This window comes from Kribbella sp. NPDC049584 (assembly GCF_040675555.1).
Classification (GTDB): Bacteria; Actinomycetota; Actinomycetes; order Propionibacteriales; family Kribbellaceae; genus Kribbella.
This window is the reverse complement of record NZ_JBFAPF010000005.1, coordinates 348,689-363,256: the sequence shown is the minus strand read 5'-3', so window position 1 is coordinate 363,256 and position 14,568 is coordinate 348,689. Positions and strand designations below refer to the sequence as shown.

The following is a 14,568-nucleotide window of genomic DNA, read 5'->3' as shown; positions in this document are numbered from 1 at the left end:
CGTTCACCCCGCCAGCGCTTCCAGAGCGGCACCCGAAAGGTCGCTCTTGGCAACGAAACCGAGTGCCTCGCTCTTCTCGAGCCGCTCCCGGTACGACGAGATGTCGCGGCTCGACGTCAGGACGACGACCGGCGGTGGCTGCCCGTCCCGCATGATCCGTTCGCACACCAGGAAACCGTCGATATCCGGGAGCGCCACATCGAGCAGGACGAGATCCGGGGTCAGGGCGCGGGCCGCCGCAACCCCGGATGCGCCGTCCTCGGCCTCACCGATCACGACGTACCCGTCCGCCTCCAGCAGCGCCCTGGCGCGTGCCCGGAATCCGGCGTGATCGTCGACGATCAGCAGCGTGCGACTCATTGCATCGGCTACCTCTCGGCGACCCGGACCCAGGGATGGGTCGTCCAGACGCCGACGTCACCGCACTCGCCGCCGGTCAGGTGGGTCAGCGTCAAGCGGGTGCCGTCGTACGTCCACGTCGCGGTCATCCGGCTGCCGGTCGACCTGTCCTCGATCAGTTGGATCTGATCGCGGAAGACCCGGAAAGTGCCCGACCAGCCGATCTCCTCGGCGACGCCGGGACGACGCTCCGACTGGGTCACGGTCCCGTTCTTCAGCTCCAAGATGAGGGTTGCCTCGTCGCCCGGAGATCTGGGCGGTGCCGTGCCGGTGCACGCCGCGACTACTGCGCCGTCGACCAACTTCTGCTCGTAGGTGCCATCGAGGGCGGTCTGCGGCCCCGCACCGCCACCCCCGACACACGTCGCCGCATCGGGGCCGGAGGCATCAGTCGTCTTCAGTTTCTCGATCGCGGCAAGCCAGGTCTTCGTCTTCTCGTTCGTACCGAGCTGGTCGTACACCGGCTGCACGGCGCGGCGTAGCTCCGCGAGGTCGCCCGTCGACGCGACGGGGAACTTCATCCCAGCCTGGCAGAGCGAAGACGTGGCTGTCTTGTCCTCCGCCCGCAACGCGTCAACCGTCGGTGACAGTCCATCAGCTACCGCATCCCGCAGCGTCTTCCGCTGACTGTCGTCCAGCGACTTGTCGGTGTCCTTGGACATCAGTAACACCAGCGGCCTCGGCCACAGGTTCACATTCGCTGTCACGTAGTGTGCCGTTTTCACGTAGCGGTTGCCCAGGATCGAGTCCAACTGCTGTTCGTAGCCGTCCAGTCCGTCGAGCTTGGCTCCGCTCGGAACGGCCTTGGAGTCCGCTCCCCAGGCTTTGAGCGTGGTCGCGGTGAGCGCGGAGTCCTGCATGGCAACCGTGGTTCCCGCGAATGCCGCGGGAGTCACCAGCGGTTTGCGTACGCCGAGCACCCGGCGCAGCGGACCTGGAAGTACGCCGATGCCGACCACGTCGATCGCGTCGACACCTTGCAGCATCTGCCCGGGTATTCCCGCCTCGAACACCTTCGCCTCGAGGTCGTAGCTGTCGACGAGCATTGGCGCCAGCAGCGCCTGGAAGCTCGTGACACCGACCTTGTCCAGCACCCTCGCGCCGACCCACGCCATGTCGACCTTGTGCTCCTGAACATCCCGGACCGTTCCGGTCTCGAAATCGGCTTCACCGTCACGCCAGGCATTCTTGAACTCGATGCGCAGCGTTCCGCCCGACCGCCGGGCCACATTGTCGGCCCAGGTCTGCAACTGGACCGGGACTTCCCCGTTGGGCTGCGCGAACGTGAGGACCTGGGTCTCCTTGCCCGCATTCCCACCGGCGCGGTCCAGAGACTGCGGCCCGCACGCGGCCGTGGCGACGATCAGTCCTGCCACCAGACCTGTCGCCGCCCACTTTCGGCACTTAGTCCTGTGCATCGAGCACCTCCCCAATCGATGCCGTTGACGCTAAGCACGGCGGGTGCGGCCCACATCAGGGCTGGCCCTGGGTCCTACGCCGCCGGCCTGAGGGCAAGCCCTGTGCCGGTCGGGATTCTCTGCGCAGACAATTGGTCGATGTCTTGGAACAATCAGCGTATGCCAGTTCGGCTTGTTCTGGTCGGTGCCGGAATCGCGGCCGGATTGTTCACCGTGGCGATCGCGCACGGGGATCCCGGATTGTCTTTTGCGCTGACGACCAGTTTCGGTACGACGGCCCTGCTCGTCACCGGGTGGGGCCTGATGGTTGCCGGCCTTGCCCTGTCGCTCAAACGCCCGCGAAACCGGACCGCGCTCGGCCTTTACCTCGCAGGCTGCGCGTGGTTCCTGTCCGAATGGGACAACCCCGGCATTTCGTCGAGCGCGGTCTTCTCGATCGGCCTCGCGCTGTACGCCGTCTGCCCGGCGGCAGTCGCCCACGTCGTACTGACGTATCCGTCCGGGCAGCTCCGCTCCTGGGGCAACCGGATCGTCGTCGGGCTGGGATACGTAGTCACCGTCGGGATCCAGGGATTGGCCAGCGCCACAGTCTTCGACCCAGGATCACAGGGTTGCTCGGACTGTGCATCGAACTTGTGGCTGGTCGCAGACCGACCAAGTACGCAGACGGCGATCGACCTGCTCGGCGTACGAGCAGGAACCGCCTGGTCGGTCGTCGCGTTCCTCACCGTTGCGTGGCGCGTGGTCAGTGCCAGCACGGCCGGCCGGCGAGCGATTGCCTTGGTGTCGACGTGCGCACTCGGCTACCTGGCTCTGATCGTTGCCACGTACGCGACGAGTCTGGACCGTGGCTTCCTCGGAACGGGCGATACCGATCGCACTCTCTGGTTGGCGCAGGCTACCGCGCTGTCCCTGTTGGCCGTCGCCGTCCTGGTCAACCTCGCGAGGGCACGGATGATGCAGCGGACGTTGACTCGTCTGGTCGTCGATCTGGGACGGGCAGCGTCACCCGGGCGATTGCGGGACGCGATGGCCGACAGTCTCGGTGATCCGGACCTCGTCATTGCCTATCCGGTCAACGACGGCAGCCGCTATGTCGACGCCATGGCGCGTACGGTCCAGTTCCCAGCCGACCGCGATCGGCGAACGACGACACTGCGGTACGCCGGGGCCGATCTCGCCGTACTCGTGCATCGTCCCGGACTGTTCGACGGTCCGGGCGCAGTCGGTGATCTGGTGTCCGCAGTACACCTGGGGCTCGAGAACGAGCGGCTGCAGGCGGAGGCACTGGCACAGTTGGCCGAGGTTCGGTCGTCCGGGCTGCGGGTAGTTGCCGCAGGCGACGAAGAACGGCGGCGACTGGAGCGGGATCTTCATGACGGTGCCCAGCAACGCCTGGTCGGATTGTCGCTCGCGTTGCGGCTGGCCCGGACCCGACTTCCACCGGGGACCACCGAGTTGGACGCGGCCGAACGGGAGCTCAGGGCAACGATCGCGGATCTTCGAACCCTCGCGCACGGCCTGTCTCCGGTCGTACTCAAGGACGAGGGTTTGTCGGCCGCCCTCCGGGCGCTGGGCGAGACCGACGATCTCACCGTCGGTGAGCTGCCGGCACGGCGACTTCCGGATGTGCTCGAGACGACCGCGTACCTGCTCGTCGCTGAGGTGGCGCGGCAAGGGGCCACCTGCGTGACAGGTGCCGTGGTGGACGACTGGTTCTCGCTCGATCTCCAGGTCGAGGCCGAGCGGTTGGACCTGGGCGAGCTCCCGGACCGCATAAGCGCCGTCGACGGCAAGCTGGAGGTCCGCCCGGGTCACGTCATTCTGCGGCTGCCGCTGAGGTCAGAGCGGTAGGCCGTTGTCGTCGGTTGTCAGGACTTGGGGTTTGAACTTGGTGAGGAACGCGGTGAGTTCGCCGCTGGGTTGTTCGATGATGGTGCCGCCGTCCTGCCAGATGGCGTCGAGGTGCTGGAACTCGCCGGGTGGGTCGCCCTGGTTGTAGTGGATGTCGTGTACGCCGAGGCCCTCGTCGTACGGCGCGCCGTAGACGTAGACGCGGCGCGAGCCGCTCAGGAGTTGCTCGAGCAGGTCCAGCGCGTTGTCCGCAGTACTCTCCACCCAGCCGGACTGCGACGATCCCAGCAGTGCTGAGCGGACGTAGTCCAGTGCGCCGGAGTCCGGCGTGCTGTCGAGCAGGTGCCAACCGTCAGGCAGTGCGGCGGTGGCGGCGAACAGCTCCGCGTCGAGGTAGCGCACCTCGCGATACTCCACAGGAATGCCGCTCGGCGTCGACACGTCGACCGCGCCCTCGTACTCGCCCGCGGGCGCGGCGACGTACATCTTCCCGTGGTACCAGGACCCGAAGTCGTTCGGATCCTCCCGCGCGAACCGCACCAACCGTCCGACGAGGACCCCATAGCTTGCGAGCGGCATGTTTCCTCCGATGTCAGGTCTCGGCAACCAGGGCGACAACGTCTCCACCGCCATCATCGACGGGAATGCCGTGGTTAGGTAAGCCTGACCTAGTCGCGATGACGGATTTTGACATCCTTTGAGACTCACTTCACAAGGCGATGGTCGGCGGCTAGCCTCCGAGGTGGAGAAACCCTGACTTCTCCGCGTACGCCGAAGGAACAGTTCGATGGCCAGCTTGGCGAGTTACACGACCCTGTACGTGACCGCGGTCGGGCTGAATGGCGAACCCGACCTCAAGCACATCGCTGCCGTGCGGTGGGACCCCGGCAGCCTCGACCCGGAGGAGTCGTCGCTCGCCGACTTCGTCCGCTGGCTCGACCGAGGCGCCGGCCGCGCCTTCGTCCGCCGCGCCGACGGCTCCCGGGGCCCCCGCGTCCGGGTCAACTCCGACGGCACCATTCGCTACCTCCGCAGCAACCCCGACGACGTCTCGAACCAGGACGAACTACTCCTCCTCCCCACCTGGCAACTCCACCGCACAAAGAAACACTCCCGCCGCGTGTAAGTCGCCAACCAGTGGCCGGTTTTCCGGAAAAGTGCGTGAGGTCCGCGGGCTGTTCCATGATGAAGAGGTATGACATCGCTGTCGTGGGACGAACTGTTGCCGGGTCTGCGGGCCCGGCTGGTCGGGCGTGCCCGGCGGCTCGGGGTTGATGCCGAGGCTGCCGAGGACCTCGCCCAGCAGGCGCTGTACGAGGCCTGGCGGCTGAGGAGCCGGATCTACGATCCAGCCGGTGTCGATCGTTGGGTCTTCGTCATCCTCGGAACCCTGTGTAAGCGCCGGCTGAGCAACCATGAGCGTCTCGCGTTGGTCGCCGACCACGACGAGGCGACCGGGAGCAGCGTGGACATCGAGGCTGAGCTGGAGCGCCGGGAGCTGGTTGAGCTGCTCGATCGCGCTCTGGACGAGTTGCCTGACGAGACGCGTGAGGCGCTGGTTCGCAGGTTCGTCGAGCAGACGCCGATCGCCGAGCTGGCCCGACGGCTCGGGCTGAGCGAGGGCGCGGTCCAGATGCGGTTGCAGCGGGGCAAGCTGGCGTTGCGCAAGATTCTGACCACGACGTACCAGGACGACGCGATCGCACACGGGCTGATCGACGAGGCCGACGGCGGCTGGCAGCAGACCCCGATCTGGTGTCCGGGCTGCGGGTCGAGCAGATGGCTGGGGAGGTTCACCGGGCCGGAGCGCCGGCTCGACCTCCGCTGCGCGCACTGCCAGGCGTGGCATTACGGGGTCGACGAAACGGTGCACGTCACCCGCGCGTACGGCGTCACCGGATTCCGCGCCCTCTACCGGAGGACGGCAGCCAACGCGTACGACGTCTGGACCGATGTGTTCGAACATCTCGCCGAGCATCAGCACACAGTGTCGTTCGAGCGCGGCCGATCGCCGGTCGGGACGCATACGAGGCGAGTCGACTGCCCGCAGTGCGGATTCCTGATGAGCTCGAGTCTTGATGCACAGGCGCTCTTCTCGCCCGAGGGCATGCGGTTCTGGAAGGACCATCCCAGGATCCGCCGCAGCCGGTACGTCGAGATCGAGGCCGACGGTGTCCCGGCGGTGCACACGACGTACGAGAGCGTGACGTCGCGCGCGCGGTTCGACGCGCTGCTGACCTGCGACGAGTGGCGCCTCGTCCGCGCCGATCGCTCGTGACCAGGGACCTTTCGGCACTCCGCGGTATCGTCGGCGTGATCCGGTTGGTGGTCCGGCTCGGGCCGGTGCGGTCAGGAGTGGCGGGTACGGCGGTGTCGGTCGCCGCGGTTGTGCCGGTGCTGATCGCGGTCTTCACCGGGATGCTGATCGGGTCGATCCCCGCGGCTGCCGAGGATGGATTCAGCTCCGGTGCCGGCCGCCGTACGTTGGGGCTGCTCGGCGTGGTCGCCGGCTTGATCCTGCTGCAAAGGATCGTGCAGCCGCTGCTGCGCCTGCTGATGAGGGGTCTGGGCCGCGACCTCGATCGCTACCTGCAAGAAGTGGTGATGGCCGCGGTGGCCAGGCCGGCGGGCATCGGCCATCTGGACGACCCGTCGGTGCAGGCAGACATCCGCATCGCTCGCGGACTGGGCCTGGAGTCGAGCAGGCCGAGCCGGGCCGTGGAGGCGTTGCCCGAGGTCTTGGCGCCGTCGCTACAGGCGCTCGGCGCAGCCGCAGTACTGTCAGCGTTCCATTGGTGGCTCGGGTTGGCTTGGCTGCTCGCGTGGCCGCTGCTGTTCCTTTTGATGCAGCGCGAGTACGTGCGCGTCGGGCAGCTCGGGTACGGCCAGAGCCGAGCACTGCGCCGCGCGGAGTACCTGCGTGATCTTGCCTTTGCCCCTGGGACCGCGAAGGAACTGCGGCTGTGGGGAATGCTCGACTGGCTCATCGGCCGGTTCGAATCGACGTGGCAGACCTCGATGATTCCTGTCTGGCGGGTACGTCGGCCGCGGCTGCTCCTGGTGCTCGCGATCACCGCGACGATTGTCCTGCTGAACGTCGGCTCCTACGGGCTGCTCGCATTCGCGGGCGCACGCGGCGACCTCGCACTGGGTGCTCTCGCCGTCTACCTTCAAGCGCTGTCGGCGGCCAACGGATATCCGGCCTTCAGTGATGCCAATGCTCACCTCGCCTTCGCCACGGTCTCCGTGCCCAAGGTGCTGGAGCTCGACGGGCGGCTCGTCGCCGACGGCCCTTCGGGCGAGAGTGCGCCCCCTCCGCGGGCCGAGATCCGTTTCTCCGGCGTCAGGTTCCGCTATCCGGGCGCCCAGCGGAATGCCCTCGGGCCGTTGGATCTCACGATCGCGGCAGGTCAATCGCTGGCGATCGTCGGTGACAACGGCAGCGGCAAGACGACTCTGGTCAAGCTGCTGTGCCGCTTGTACGAGCCGACCGCGGGCACCATCACCGTCGACGGCCAGCCGCTGGCTGGCCTCGATCCGGCGGCCTGGCGGTCGAAGGTGGCGGTGCTGTTCCAGGACTTCACCCGCTATCACCTATCGGCTCGCGACAATGTCGCGCTCGGTGCGTCCGGTGCCGACGAGCTGATGACGAGTGTGGCGGCCAAGGCCGGGGCTGTCGGCCTGGTGGAGTCCCTTCCCCACGGATGGGACACGATTCTGTCCCGGGAGTACCAGGACGGCGTCGACCTGTCGGGCGGACAGTGGCAACGGATCGCGCTCGCCCGGGCGCTCTACGCCGTCGAAACCGGTGCCCAGGTGCTGATCCTGGACGAGCCGACCGCTGCCCTCGACGTACGGGCGGAAGCGGATCTGTACCAGCGGTTCCTCGAACTCACCGCAGGGCTGACAACGGTGGTGATCTCGCACCGGTTCTCGACCGTACGCCGGGCCGAGCGGATCGTCGTACTGTCGGACGGCGGCATCGTCGAGGACGGCAGTCACGACGAATTGCTCGCCGCGGACGGCCGGTATGCATACATGTTCCGGCTGCAGGCGGAACGGTTCGCGGATGCGTAGGACGTGGAGGGCTGTCCAGGTCGCCCTCGGATTCGGGTTCAAAGCCGCGCGGCGGGCGGCGATCTGGCAGTTGATCACCGGCGTGGTGTTCGAGCTGAGCGGACCGGTCGGTGCGTACGGCGCGAAGGTGCTCGTGGACGCGGCGATCGCCGGTGATCTGGAAACCGGTCTGTTCGCCGCCGGGCTGCTGGCAGTTGCCGTAGGCACCTTCATTGTCGCGCTGTTCTTCTATGTGGACTGCGTGTTCTCGGTGATCGAACGAGCGCAGGCGCTCGCCGACAAACGGCTGATGGAACTCCTCGGTACGGCGGAGCTCGCGCAGCGCGAACAACCGGAGTACCTGGACGAGGTGCAGCGCGTCCGCGAGGAACGGGACGGCCTGGGCAGCATGGTCAACGCGGTTGCCGGTCTCCTCCGCGCGGCGGCGGTACTGGTCGTCACTTCGGTGTTGCTGGCTCGGGTGGATCCGGTTCTGCTGATTCTCGTCGCGGTTGCGCTCGTGTCGCTGGTGATCAGCCGGCGCGCACGAGATCTCCGGGTTGCCGCGCAGGAGGCGACGAGTGAGCCGGAGCGGCTGCGGCGCCATCTCTTCGACGTCGCGACCAGCGCGGACTCGGGCAAGGAGCTGCGGATCTTCGGCGTCGGTGCGGAGCTTCGAGCGCGTCACCACCGCGTTTCCGATCGGATCATCGGCGTACGCAAGACGGCGGATCGCAAGGCCGCGGTACTGGAGTCCTTGGACGCGCTCGTCTCTGCCGCTGCGTTTGTGGGCGCGATCGTGCTGATCATCTGGCATGCGGTTCGCGGGACGGCAACGCCTGGTGATGTGGTTCTGGTGATCGGACTCGCCGGGTCGGTGGGCGGTGCTGTCGTCAATGGCGTCGCCTATCTCGGCCAGTTCTTCTGGGTACTGCGCGTCGCGACGCGGCTGGTCGCGCTGCAGGACCGGACCCGAATTGTCGACCAACCCACAATCGGAGCTGGTCCCGCACTGTCGCGGGGCATTCAGCTCGACAACGTGTCGTTCGCCTATCCCGGCAGCGATCGGCCGGTGATCGACAACGTTTCGCTGCGGTTGCCGGCTGGTTCGGTTGTCGCGTTGGTCGGTGAGAACGGTGCCGGAAAGACGAGCCTGGTCAAACTTCTGAGCGGCTTCTACCGGCCCGACAGTGGAAGGATCACCGTCGACGGGACCGACCTGGCTGACATCCCGGCGTGGTGGCAGCGAGTGAGCGGGACGTACCAGGACTACGCGACCTTCGAGTTCCTCGCCCGCGAGACCGTCGGCGTCGCGGACCTCGACCGGCTCACCGACGAGAACGTGCTGGCGGCACTGGAGCGAGCCGGCGCCACCGACGTACCCGCGATTCTTCCTCGCGGTTTGGGCACCCAACTGGGTTCGGTCTGGGAGGACGGCGTCGACCTCTCCGGCGGACAGTGGCAGAAACTCGCACTCGCTCGCGGGCTGATGCGCGACCATCCCTCAGTGGTCATCTTCGACGAGCCGACCGCGGCACTCGATCCACCGACCGAACACGCTCTCTTCGAGCAGATCGCCAGACAGGCGCGGCGCGCGGGAACCGTGACCCTGCTCATCTCCCACCGCTTCTCCACCGTCACCATGGCCGACCTGATCGTCGTACTGGCCAACGGCAGAATCCTCGAAACGGGCAATCACCAGCACCTGATCGAATCCGACGGAACCTACGCCGAGCTCTACCACCTGCAAGCCAACGCCTACCGCTGACCAAAGCCCTTGTGCAGGTAGAGGTCGCGGAGGAGGGAGATTTCGGCGCCGTGGTGGATCAGTTCTACGTTTGAGTAGAGGAGCAGCTTGGCCACGGGGGCGTGGGCGAAGGCCGGGGGTTCGCCTTGGGGCTCGGCGAGGCCGGAGGTGCCGAGGTTGCGGACGCCGGTCAGCCAGTGGTTGTACTGGACGTCGAGTTGGTCGAGGGCTTCCTCGGCGGTCCCGGCGTACTCGAAGGTTGACACGGTGGTGGGCGGGCGGCCGAAGCGTTGGCCGTTGGTGGAGGCGTAGCCGCCGATCAGGTGGGCGAGGCGCCAGGCGATGGTGGTGACGGGTTCCGGGTCGTGGGGCGGCTCGGCGTAGTCCATGGTGAACTCGCCTGAGCCGAACGAGATCGGCGCGGTGCTTTCACCCCGGCGGCTGAGCGTCCAGCAGTTGGGGACGGGCTGCCAGAAGTACTCGTCGTTTGTCAGGCCGTCGAGGCGCGGCCGGAGCCGCTCCCGCCAGTGTGTGTCGATCTGATCGACGACCTCGGCGTTCCAGTCAATGGGCATTCCAGGACAGTACGGTGTGGATGGAGGTGGTGGGGATGGGGTTTTCTGTGCGGGCGTTGGATACCGATAGCTGGGCGGGGTTTGCTGAGTTGGTTGAGGCGAATGGCGGGGTGTGGGGTGGGTGTTGGTGTATGGGGTTTCATGTGAAGCTCGGGAAGGGGCGGACTGCGGAGCAGAATCGGGCGGAGAAGGAAGCGCGGGTTCGAACCGGCGACACGCATGCGGCGCTGGTGTTCGACGGGGAGAAATGTTTGGGGTGGTGCCAGTTCGGGTCGCCTGAGGAGCTGCCGGAGGTGAAGAGTCGCCGGCTGTACGAGAAGGGCCTGACAACACTGCCCGACTGGCGGATCACCTGCTTCTTCACCGGCAAAGGATTGCGCGGCCGCGGTGTGGCCAACGCTGCCCTCGGCGGTGCGCTGGCGCAGATCGCGCAGTACGGCGGAGGCGTCGTCGAGGGCTATCCCGAGGAGACCGACGACCGCAAAGTGTCCGGCTCGTTCCTTCACACCGGGCCCATGGCCGCCTTCGAGAACCACGGCTTCACCCGCACCCGGCCCATCTCCCCGCACCGCTGGGTCGTCACCCGCACCGTGTGAGGCTTACGGCGGCTGGATCCCGTAGTCGTGGATCTTGCGGTAGATGGTAGCTCGGGACATACCGAGCGACTTCGCAGCGTGACCCTTGTGGCCGTCGTTGGCGATCAGGCTGCGAATAATCGCATCCCGTTCGAGCGCCTCCAGTTGGCTGAGGCTCCGGCGGCTGATCGCCTGCGCCCGGGCCGGCAGGTCCGCGGGCGTGATGACTCCCGTACGACGACGCCGTACGACGACCTGCTTGAGCATCTGGCACAACTCGGCGGTGTTGCCCGGCCAAGCGAAACGCATCAGCTGCTGCATGGCGTCGGGCCCGCACGTCAGCTCGCCGTGGCTCAGCTGGTTGAGGAAGTACGGGACGAGCTCGCGGACATCCTCGATGTGGTGGCGCAGCGGCGGCACCTCGACGGTCAACGGGAAGAGCGACAGCAATTCCCCGAGATCAGGCGTGTCCGCGTCGTCGGACGTGAGGGTGAGCGCAACCCACGGCGGATCGGCCGGCCGGCGTTCGAGTACGTCGTACAGCGCCGCGATCGTCGCATCGACACCGCTCGCGTCCAGGCGCTCGACGTGCCGGATCACCAACGCCTGGAGCGAGTCGTCGGCCAGCTCGGACTCCAACTCGGCGGCGAACCCGTCACCCAGCCGGGCGACATCGACAACATGGAACGAGCCGGCCGGGTTGTTCTGATGATGCGCAGCCCGCGCCAGCGTGACCTTGCCGGTCCCCCGCTCGCCGGTCAGCACGACCCATTGGCCGGCCCGGCACGCGTTGTCCACCTCGCGACTGCTTCCGAGCCACGGCGCACTACGACCCACGAGCCCGGGAAGAACAGGACGCGGTGGAGGACGATGCCCGGCGGCCGGCGTACGAATGCCGATACCCGGCGAATGCGGGCTGACCTGGATGATCCCGCCGCCTCCCCGGCCGCCGGACGTGACCGGACGGCACATGATCCGGACCCAGGAACCGGTCGGCAGCTCGGCCACGATCGCCTCGGTCGAACCGCGGGCCAGCATCTCGGCCGCATACCCGAGGACGGCGCGCTGGTCCGACGCGTCGAGCGACTGACCGGCCTTCGCGTTCATCAGCAGCAGATCGTCATCGACCGCGATCACCATGTCACCGAGCCGGCGTGAGCTCTGCAGATACGCCTGCAGCAGCGAGAGCTCCCGTGCGGAGCTGTCCTTCAGCAGAGCACCCCGGATGTTCTCCGCGGTGGTCTTGGCAAGCGCCATCAGCAGCGATCCGGCGTCCTTGCGCCAGCAGGTCAGGTCGATCGCGCCGATCGTCTTCCCGTTCACCGGATGCCTGATCGGTACGCCGGCGCACGCGAGGTCCTCGAGATCCTCGGCGTAGTGCTCGTGCCCGAACACGTGCATCGGTCCACCGCCCTCGAGCGCGGTTCCGATGCCGTTCGTGCCGGCGAACTCCTCGGCGTAGCTGAATCCTGGCGCCAGGAAGACCTTGTCCAGGTAGCGGGCCAGGTTGGTGTCGGCGGTCAGCCGCTCCAGGACCATTCCGGTCCGGTCGGTGAGGATCACGCTGATCGGCTGGCCGTCGAGGTTCTGGTGCAGTTGCTGCAGTACGGGCGCCGCGCTGCGGGTCAGCGGGATGTCGAGGTCGGGGTCGGCGACGTACGGCAGCGTGATCCGGTCGGCCGGCAGCTTCCACCGCCGCGACCGTACCCAGGAGGCAAGGATCGGCGGCCGGACATCCTGCGGCTTGACCGGATCGAGGGTCAGGAAGTTCAACCGGGCCGCAGCGGCCCGCCGGTTGTCCTCCATCGAGGGAGCGAGTTCGTCCACGGGGCCTCCCACCAGGTCATGTCCCGTTGCTTCCGAGAGTAGTGCAGCCCGACACAAGTGACGTCTCAGAATGAGACAACCGGGCGCCCCGCGCGGGCATGTGATTCGAACAGACGACTGGAGGTTTCCATGGACAACGATGTCTCGCCCCAGCAGGAGTCCTACAACCCGTGGACCGTCGTACATCTCGTGTTCGAACACCTTGCCGACGCCGGTCTGCATCCCGTTCTCGGCGCCACCGGCCACCCCGGTGAGCCGGCCGCCGAACTGCTGCGCTGCCTGGGCATCCAGCCCGATCCGCAGGGCGATCACCGGCTCGTGGAGCAGAAGCAGGAGCAGCTCGCCGAGCTGCGCGAGGCCTTCTTCGGCGAGTCCTGAACGCTTCTCAATTTGAGACCTCACCCCGTTCGTGGCGGCGATGTACTTCAAGCACACAGCCGGCCACATGAGCGGGAGGAAAGCCATGAGTCGCCAAAGCGTGGCGAAGGCCCACCAGAAGATCCAGGAATTGTCATGGGAACCGGCGTACCACGAGCCGGTCTCCCAGTACGGGACGGACTACACGTTCCGTAAGGCGCAGAAGAAAGACCCCCTGAAGCAGGTGCTGCGGTCGTACTTCCCGATGCAGGAAGAGAAGGACCACCGGGTGTACGGCGCCTCGGACGGCGCGATCCGCGGCAACATGTTCCGCCAGGTCCAGGAACGCTGGCTGGAATGGCAGAAGCTGTTCCTGAGCATCATCCCGCTGCCGGAGATCTCGGCCGCGCGGGCGATGCCGCTGCTGTTCCGGACCGTGCCGAACCCCGAACTGCACAACGGGCAGGCCATCCAGATGATCGACGAGGTCAGGCACTCGACGATCCAGCAGAACCTCAAGCGCCTGTACATGAACAACTACATCGACCCAGCGGGCTTCAACTCCAGCCTGCGCGACTTCCAGAGCGACTACTGCGGCACCATCGGCCGCCAGTTCGCCGAGGGCTTCATCACCGGTGACGCGATCACCGCGGCCAGCATCTACCTGACGATCGTGGCCGAGACCGCCTTCACCAACACACTGTTCGTCGCGATGCCGGCCGAAGCCGCCGCGAACGGCGACTACCTCCTGCCGACGGTGTTCCACTCGGTCCAGTCCGACGAGTCCCGGCACATCAGCAACGGCTACGCGACGCTCCTGATGGCGCTCGCCGACGAGGACAACCATCAGCTGCTCGCCCGCGACCTGCGGTACGCCTGGTGGAACAACCACCGCGTCGTCGACGCGGCGATCGGCACCTTCATCGAGTACGGCACCAAGGACCGCCGCAAGGACCGCGAGTCCTACGCGGAGATGTGGCGCCGCTGGATCTACGACGACTACTACCGCAGCTATCTCGTGCCGCTGGAGAAGTACGGCCTCGAGATCCCGCACGACCTGATCGAGGAGTCCTGGAACCAGATCTGGAACAAGGGCTACGTGCACGAGGTCGCCCAGTTCTTCGCCACCGGCTGGCTCGCCAACTACTGGCGGATCGACCCGATGACCGACAAGGACTTCGAGTGGTTCGAGTACAAGTACCCGGGCTGGTACGACAAGTACGGCGCCTGGTGGGAGAACTACAACCGGCTGTCCACGCCGAACGGGCACAAGCCGATCGTCTTCGAGGACGTCGACTACGAGTACCCGCACCGCTGCTGGACCTGCATGGTCCCCTGCCTGGTCCGCGAGGACATGGTGATGGCCAAGGTCGACGGCCAGTGGCGGACGTACTGCCACGAGATGTGCAAGTGGACCGACGAGACCGCGTTCCGGCCGACGTACCAGGGCCGGCAGACGCCGAACATGGGCAAGCTGATCGGCCACCGCGAGTGGGAGACGCTGTACCACGGCTGGAACTGGGCCGACGTGGTCTCCGACATGGGCTTCGTCCGCGACGACGGCAAGACGATGGTCGCGCAGCCGCACCTCGACCTGGACCCGAGCAAGATGTGGACGCTCGACCACCTGCGCAAGTGCCCGCCGCTGGCGAGCCCGAACGTGCTGCTGAACGAGATGTCCGACGACGAGCGGACCGCGTTCGCGGCGCGCTACGTCAAGGGCGGCCCGGCCGGACGACCCGCTCCCGCTGACGCCTGAT

13 protein-coding genes are annotated in these 14,568 nt (G+C 66.9%); 8 read left to right on the top strand and 5 right to left on the bottom strand.

Features of this window, described 5'->3' with window-relative positions; translation table 11 throughout:
• Positions 1-3: 3 nt before the first annotated feature.
• Together AB0J62_RS20615 and dctP are read right to left on the bottom strand one after the other, a co-directional pair.
• Positions 4-360, bottom strand: a complete 357-nt coding sequence (locus AB0J62_RS20615) for a response regulator (RefSeq protein WP_363873057.1) — start codon at positions 358-360, stop codon at positions 4-6.
• 8 nt (positions 361-368) lie between these two features.
• Positions 369-1,775, bottom strand: a complete 1,407-nt coding sequence (gene dctP / locus AB0J62_RS20610) for a TRAP transporter substrate-binding protein DctP (RefSeq protein WP_363873054.1) — start codon at positions 1,773-1,775, stop codon at positions 369-371.
• Positions 1,776-1,976: 201 nt separating this feature from the next.
• Here dctP and AB0J62_RS20605 point away from each other — a divergent pair, with 201 nt between their 5' ends.
• Positions 1,977-3,671: a histidine kinase gene (locus AB0J62_RS20605; protein WP_363873051.1), complete on the top strand. Its 1,695-nt coding sequence runs from the start codon at positions 1,977-1,979 to the stop codon at positions 3,669-3,671.
• Here AB0J62_RS20605 and AB0J62_RS20600 read toward each other — a convergent pair.
• Positions 3,660-4,250, bottom strand: coding sequence for a DUF2278 family protein (locus AB0J62_RS20600; protein ID WP_363873048.1), 591 nt, complete (start codon positions 4,248-4,250; stop codon positions 3,660-3,662). The genes AB0J62_RS20605 and AB0J62_RS20600 overlap by 12 nt on opposite strands.
• Before the next feature lie 208 nt (positions 4,251-4,458).
• Between AB0J62_RS20600 and AB0J62_RS20595 the strand changes: the two genes are divergently transcribed.
• The 4 genes from AB0J62_RS20595 (at position 4,459) to AB0J62_RS20580 (ending at position 9,495) form a co-directional block, all read left to right on the top strand.
• Positions 4,459-4,797 carry a hypothetical protein gene (locus AB0J62_RS20595; protein WP_363873045.1) on the top strand — a complete coding sequence of 113 codons (339 nt, stop codon included), beginning with the start codon at positions 4,459-4,461 and terminating at the stop codon, positions 4,795-4,797.
• A 69-nt stretch (positions 4,798-4,866) separates the two neighbouring features.
• Positions 4,867-5,949 carry a sigma-70 family RNA polymerase sigma factor gene (locus AB0J62_RS20590; RefSeq protein ID WP_363873042.1) on the top strand — a complete coding sequence of 361 codons (1,083 nt, stop codon included), beginning with the start codon at positions 4,867-4,869 and terminating at the stop codon, positions 5,947-5,949.
• On the top strand, positions 5,946-7,748 hold the full coding sequence (locus tag AB0J62_RS20585) for an ABC transporter ATP-binding protein (protein ID WP_363873039.1): 1,803 nt from the start codon (positions 5,946-5,948) through the stop codon (positions 7,746-7,748). Before AB0J62_RS20590 ends, AB0J62_RS20585 begins: the two co-directional genes overlap by 4 nt.
• Positions 7,741-9,495, top strand: a complete 1,755-nt coding sequence (locus AB0J62_RS20580) for an ABC transporter ATP-binding protein (RefSeq protein ID WP_363873036.1) — start codon at positions 7,741-7,743, stop codon at positions 9,493-9,495. The genes AB0J62_RS20585 and AB0J62_RS20580 overlap by 8 nt, the downstream gene beginning before the upstream one ends.
• Here the strand turns inward: AB0J62_RS20580 and AB0J62_RS20575 are convergent.
• The gene (locus AB0J62_RS20575; RefSeq protein ID WP_363873033.1) at positions 9,486-10,049 is read right to left on the bottom strand and encodes a DinB family protein; all 564 of its coding nucleotides are present in this window, start codon (positions 10,047-10,049) and stop codon (positions 9,486-9,488) included. The genes AB0J62_RS20580 and AB0J62_RS20575 overlap by 10 nt on opposite strands.
• Before the next feature lie 131 nt (positions 10,050-10,180).
• Between AB0J62_RS20575 and AB0J62_RS20570 the strand changes: the two genes are divergently transcribed.
• Positions 10,181-10,645, top strand: a complete 465-nt coding sequence (locus AB0J62_RS20570; protein WP_363873030.1) for a GNAT family N-acetyltransferase — start codon at positions 10,181-10,183, stop codon at positions 10,643-10,645.
• A 3-nt stretch (positions 10,646-10,648) separates the two neighbouring features.
• Here AB0J62_RS20570 and AB0J62_RS20565 read toward each other — a convergent pair whose 3' ends face one another.
• Entirely contained in the window at positions 10,649-12,451 is a 1,803-nt protein-coding gene (locus AB0J62_RS20565) for a GAF domain-containing protein (RefSeq protein WP_363873027.1), read from the bottom strand.
• Between the two features lie 129 nt (positions 12,452-12,580).
• Between AB0J62_RS20565 and AB0J62_RS20560 the strand changes: the two genes are divergently transcribed.
• Entirely contained in the window at positions 12,581-12,829 is a 249-nt protein-coding gene (locus AB0J62_RS20560) for a hypothetical protein (RefSeq protein WP_363873024.1), read from the top strand.
• An 85-nt stretch (positions 12,830-12,914) separates the two neighbouring features.
• Entirely contained in the window at positions 12,915-14,567 is a 1,653-nt protein-coding gene (locus AB0J62_RS20555) for a hypothetical protein (protein ID WP_363873021.1), read from the top strand.
• Position 14,568: the final 1 nt, after the last annotated feature.

Excerpts from the sequence above, each read along its gene's own strand:
- AB0J62_RS20595 (WP_363873045.1), top strand. The coding sequence starts at position 4,459 with ATGGCCAGCTTGGCGAGTTACACGACCCTGTACGTGACCGCGGTCGGG.
- AB0J62_RS20600 (WP_363873048.1), bottom strand. The coding sequence starts at position 4,250 with ATGCCGCTCGCAAGCTATGGGGTCCTCGTCGGACGGTTGGTGCGGTTC.
- AB0J62_RS20605 (WP_363873051.1), top strand. The coding sequence starts at position 1,977 with ATGCCAGTTCGGCTTGTTCTGGTCGGTGCCGGAATCGCGGCCGGATTG.
- AB0J62_RS20570 (WP_363873030.1), top strand. The coding sequence starts at position 10,181 with ATGGGGTTTCATGTGAAGCTCGGGAAGGGGCGGACTGCGGAGCAGAAT.
- AB0J62_RS20615 (WP_363873057.1), bottom strand. The coding sequence starts at position 360 with ATGAGTCGCACGCTGCTGATCGTCGACGATCACGCCGGATTCCGGGCA.
- AB0J62_RS20575 (WP_363873033.1), bottom strand. The coding sequence starts at position 10,049 with ATGCCCATTGACTGGAACGCCGAGGTCGTCGATCAGATCGACACACAC.
- AB0J62_RS20580 (WP_363873036.1), top strand. The coding sequence starts at position 7,741 with ATGCGTAGGACGTGGAGGGCTGTCCAGGTCGCCCTCGGATTCGGGTTC.
- AB0J62_RS20560 (WP_363873024.1), top strand. The coding sequence starts at position 12,581 with ATGGACAACGATGTCTCGCCCCAGCAGGAGTCCTACAACCCGTGGACC.
- AB0J62_RS20590 (WP_363873042.1), top strand. The coding sequence starts at position 4,867 with ATGACATCGCTGTCGTGGGACGAACTGTTGCCGGGTCTGCGGGCCCGG.
- AB0J62_RS20555 (WP_363873021.1), top strand. The coding sequence starts at position 12,915 with ATGAGTCGCCAAAGCGTGGCGAAGGCCCACCAGAAGATCCAGGAATTG.